Below are 4,244 nucleotides of genomic sequence, written 5' to 3'. Positions count from 1 at the left end.
CGCGGGCACCAAGCGCACCTACAAGGGCTGGGTCCAGATCACCCGTTAACCTGCTTGAGCCTCACTTAAAGCGCTTGTTACAAAGCCCGCTGCCTTCTGGTAGCGGGCTTTTTTATTCCTACTATCTTGCCGCCCCATCTTTTTCCTCCGTTTCTCTCCTTATGAAAGCAGTTGTTTTTCCGGGCCAAGGTAGCCAGTTCAGCGGCATGGGTCGTGACCTGTATGAGCAGTATCCTGAGGCAGAACGCCTAATGGATCAAGCCAATGAAATCCTCGGTTTCCGACTTACCGATGTTATGTTCCACGGCTCCGAAGAGGATCTGCGCCGTACTGATGTCACGCAGCCGGCCATCTTCCTGCACTCCGTAGCGCTGGCTGCCGTATTGCCCAACCTTAATCCTGATATGGTAGCCGGTCATTCGCTGGGCGAATTTTCGGCCCTGGTAGCCGCCAAGGTGTTGCAGTTCGAAGATGCGCTGCGTTTGGTTGCCAAGCGGGCCCAAGCTATGCAAGTGGCCTGCCAAGAGCAGCCTGGAACTATGGCCGCCATTTTGGCTCTTGATGACGATACCACGACTCGCATCTGCCAGGAAATAACGGAGACCGGCAATATAGTGGTAGCTGCCAACTTCAACTGCCCTGGTCAACTCGTGGTATCGGGTTCCCAGCGTGGCATAGAACTGGCATGCGAGCAATTGAAAGCTGCGGGCGCCAAGCGTGCTCTTCCGCTTCCGGTAGGAGGAGCCTTCCATTCGCCCTTGATGCAGTCGGCGGAAGCCGCTTTAGCTGAGGCCATTGCGAAAACCAGCTTCTCCGCCGGTACCTGCCCCGTATACCAAAACGTGGATGCCACCCCGCACCGTGACCCCGACGAGATTCGGGAAAACTTGGTGCGCCAACTCACCGCTCCCGTCCGCTGGACGCAGAGTGTGCAGCGCATGGCGCAGGATGGTGCCACAGAGTTTGTGGAGTGCGGCCCTGGCAAAGTATTGCAGGGCTTGGTCAAGAAAATCGCGCCGGAGGTAACGGCAAGCTCGGCAGCAATATAAGTAATTGAGGTAAGTACCAAGGCCCCGTGGATGACTCCACGCGGCCTTGGTACTTATTTGTTGTTTGCTGATAACCAAGCAAATCTACGCTTAACTGTGGCGCTTCTATGAATAGCCCAGTAGCGAAAAATGTAGAAGGCAGACTCCTGATAACTCGGAAGATTGTTTCAGTTAGGCTCGTTTATCACGGAGACAAAACAACTGCTACTAGGTAATAATGACCACAAGAGAACCTTACTTTTTAACCCTCAGTACGGCCAGCTCATCCGGGCACGCTAGCAGCAACTCCGCTATTGTCTGGCGGAGTACTGGGTGCATAAGCTCAGCAGCAATTTCCGCTAGCGGCACCAGCGCGAAACGGCGCTCCGGCAGGCGTGGATGCGGCACGGTGAGGCGGGGCGTATCGAGTATAAGGTGGTCATAGAAGAGAATGTCTACGTCGAGGGTGCGGGCGCCCCAACGGATTTGCCGTTCGCGGCCAGCTACTTGCTCGATTTGCAAGCAAACATCCAGCAGTGTCTCCGGTGAAAGTGACGTACGCAAGCAGACCGCTTGGTTAAGGAAAGCTGGCTGATCTTCTAAACCCCAAGCAGCCGTTTCATACAGCCCCGACGTCGCCTCCACGGTGCCGGCTGTAGCTGACAACTGCTGCACCGCCTCGTAGAGAATGGCCGTTCGGTCGCCAAGGTTGGAGCCGAGTAAAAGGTAAGAAACAGCCATGAACCTAAGCAGCGGGAGTAACTGAAATCAAAGAAGTCAACCAAGAAATTATTCGAAAATTGGTTGGAATCGTGAAGGTAATAAGGATAGTAGCGTTTGCGGAGCTGGAAGAATAGGCAAGAACCGCCAATCATCTTCCAAGCTCTAATACTTTAAAGCACCCGCTGCAAAAACTTTACAGTGGCGTCGGCGGCTTGTTGCGCATCAACAGGCAACTCTTCAGAGGTCCATGGGTGGGCGCCACCGAAGTTGTGTGTCACGTTGGGGAGAACGAGCAGCTCGGCATCGGGTTTCCAGCTTTTTAGCTCGTGGGCGCGCTGTACGGGTACAGTTTCGTCCTGGTCGCCGTGCAAAACAAGCAAGGGCTTGTGCAGCTTGCGGCGCACAATGTGCGAGATATCCAGGCGCAGGCGGTTGGCATGATAGTCTTCCACGATCTGGTAATAGAGGGGTAATTGCTGCTTGGTGCGGCTATTCTCGACGTGGTAGACGCCCCGCTGTTGCCATTGTTGCATGAGTTCCTCGGTCCAGCCAGGGTTGATGTTGTTGATGGCGGCCCACGTCGCTACGGCCCGAACGCGCGAATCCTCGGCAGCTTTTAGAAGCACCAAGCCGCCGCCGCGGCTGTGACCTAGTAGGGCCAGGCGCGTCAGGTCGGTTTCGGTGGCCGGAATACCAGAGGTGGCGGGTTGTTCCAGGCAATCGAGTAGCACGCCAATGTCGTCGAGTTCCAGCGAAAAGTTGTTTCGGCCGAAAGCTTCGAGGTCTTCCAAGTCCCCGGTGCCACCTACCACCAGGCCGTTGTGCGAAAGATTCAGCTTTACAAACACAAAGCCTTGCTGCGCAAAATAATCGGCTAACAGGTTGAAGTGGCCCCAATCCTTGAAGCCTTTGAAGCCGTGCACGAACACTACTACGGGCTTGGGCTGTCCGTCGGGCACGTAGCGGGCGTCGGCAGTGAAAGGCCGGCTATGATGGGGGCTCGTGAGTTGAAAATCGAGGCGGATAGGTGACGTAGGCATAAAGGCGAAGATAGACGGTGGAAGGATGAGAGGGAAGATAGGATGTTTGCCGTCCGCAGACGGGGGCAACAATGCAGAGCCCCTCGTTTGGCCACCTCACTATTTCACCATTTTCCCCGTATCATTGCAGCGCCCAAAACCGCTGCATGAACGTTACGCTGGACCAAATACAGGCGCCAATTGCCACTGAGATGGCGGAATTTGAACAAAAATTCCGGGCGTCCATGCAAACCAAGGTGTTGCTCCTCGATAAAATCATGGGCTACATCGTGAAGCGCAAGGGCAAGCAGATTCGACCTATGTTCGTGTTTTTCACGGCCAAAATCAGCGGGGGCGACCCACTGCCCGAAGCTACCTACCGCGGGGCGGCGCTTATCGAACTGCTGCACACCGCCACGCTCGTGCACGACGATGTGGTAGACGAAAGCAACTACCGGCGCGGCTTCTTCTCCATCAACGCCCTCTGGAAAAACAAGATTGCCGTCTTGGTCGGGGATTATCTGCTCAGCAAAGGCCTGTTGCTTAGTCTCGAAAACGACGATTACGCCTTGCTCAAACTGGTAAGCAACGCGGTACGCGAACTAAGCGAAGGCGAACTGCTTCAAATCGAGAAAGCCCGCCGCCTCGACATCACCGAGGACGTGTACTTCGACATCATTCGCCAGAAAACAGCTTCCCTCATTGCTTCCTGTTGCGCTGTCGGGGCGGCTTCAGCCGGGGCCGACGTGGAAACCATTGAACGCGCGCGGCTATTCGGGGAAAAAGTTGGTATGGCTTTTCAAATCAAAGATGACCTCTTTGACTTTGGCACGGCCGAAATCGGCAAGCCATTGGGCATCGACATCAAAGAGAAAAAGATGACCCTGCCGCTCATCTATTCGCTACAGCAAGCCGATTGGCTTACCAAACGCCGTGTTATCTATAACGTTAAGAACAACGATGGGCGCAAAGACCGGGTGCAAGCAGTAATTGAGTTCGTGAAAAAAACAGGCGGGCTCGAATACGCCATTAGCGTGATGGAAAAATACCGTGACGAAGCCCTAACTATCCTCCGCACGTTTCCCGCTTCGCCTTCCCGATTCTCCTTGGAGCAGCTAATAAACTACACCATAGAGCGGGAAAAGTAAACGTGCTGTCGTTGTAAGGACGCCGAATAGAGCAATCCTTCCTCTATTACGCCGACCATAAAAATGCAACAAGCCCTTACTACCGCACTGGTAGTAAGGGCTTGTTTATGGGTAGGTTAATCTTCGAGAGCAAGAATTTCCCGTTCCTTGCAACGACAACTACTGGGCTATCTGATACTCCACGCTGTCGGGTGCCACTTCAGATACTTCGAACGTGACGCCGTCGAAGGTGCTTTTGACGGTGATTTCGTGAATCATGTCGCAGCCAGGGCACTTAATTTCTTCTGTCTCGAACTGCCCATCGTCTTCCGTAGAATTGGCCAGGT

The 4,244-nt window shown here is 54.3% G+C and carries 4 protein-coding genes; 2 read left to right on the top strand and 2 right to left on the bottom strand.

Annotated features, from left to right (window positions below; genetic code table 11):
• Positions 1 to 161 precede the first annotated feature (161 nt).
• On the top strand, positions 162 to 1,049 hold the full coding sequence (gene fabD / locus ACFE7X_RS24985; protein ID WP_375438394.1) for an ACP S-malonyltransferase: 888 nt from the start codon (positions 162 to 164) through the stop codon (positions 1,047 to 1,049).
• A gap of 234 nt (positions 1,050 to 1,283) precedes the next feature.
• Here fabD and folK read toward each other — a convergent pair whose 3' ends face one another.
• Together folK and ACFE7X_RS24975 are read right to left on the bottom strand one after the other, a co-directional pair.
• The gene (folK, locus tag ACFE7X_RS24980; protein ID WP_375438393.1) at positions 1,284 to 1,769 is read right to left on the bottom strand and encodes a 2-amino-4-hydroxy-6-hydroxymethyldihydropteridine diphosphokinase; all 486 of its coding nucleotides are present in this window, start codon (positions 1,767 to 1,769) and stop codon (positions 1,284 to 1,286) included.
• Between the two features lie 152 nt (positions 1,770 to 1,921).
• Positions 1,922 to 2,791 carry an alpha/beta hydrolase family protein gene (locus tag ACFE7X_RS24975; RefSeq protein WP_375438392.1) on the bottom strand — a complete coding sequence of 290 codons (870 nt, stop codon included), beginning with the start codon at positions 2,789 to 2,791 and terminating at the stop codon, positions 1,922 to 1,924.
• A gap of 146 nt (positions 2,792 to 2,937) precedes the next feature.
• Here ACFE7X_RS24975 and ACFE7X_RS24970 point away from each other — a divergent pair, with 146 nt between their 5' ends.
• Positions 2,938 to 3,918 (top strand): polyprenyl synthetase family protein, encoded by a 981-nt coding sequence (locus ACFE7X_RS24970; protein WP_375438391.1) that lies wholly within the window; start codon positions 2,938 to 2,940, stop codon positions 3,916 to 3,918.
• Positions 3,919 to 4,244 lie beyond the last annotated feature (326 nt).

The sequence above is a fragment of the uncultured Hymenobacter sp. genome, assembly GCF_964242765.1.
In the GTDB taxonomy this organism is placed as follows: domain Bacteria; phylum Bacteroidota; class Bacteroidia; order Cytophagales; family Hymenobacteraceae; genus Hymenobacter.
This window is presented reverse-complemented; position numbering and strand designations above follow the sequence as displayed.

Bases quoted from the DNA above. Each gene is read 5' to 3' on its own strand.
- fabD (WP_375438394.1), top strand. From the start codon at position 162: ATGAAAGCAGTTGTTTTTCCGGGCCAAGGTAGCCAGTTCAGCGGCATG.
- folK (WP_375438393.1), bottom strand. From the start codon at position 1,769: ATGGCTGTTTCTTACCTTTTACTCGGCTCCAACCTTGGCGACCGAACG.
- ACFE7X_RS24975 (WP_375438392.1), bottom strand. From the start codon at position 2,791: ATGCCTACGTCACCTATCCGCCTCGATTTTCAACTCACGAGCCCCCAT.
- ACFE7X_RS24970 (WP_375438391.1), top strand. From the start codon at position 2,938: ATGAACGTTACGCTGGACCAAATACAGGCGCCAATTGCCACTGAGATG.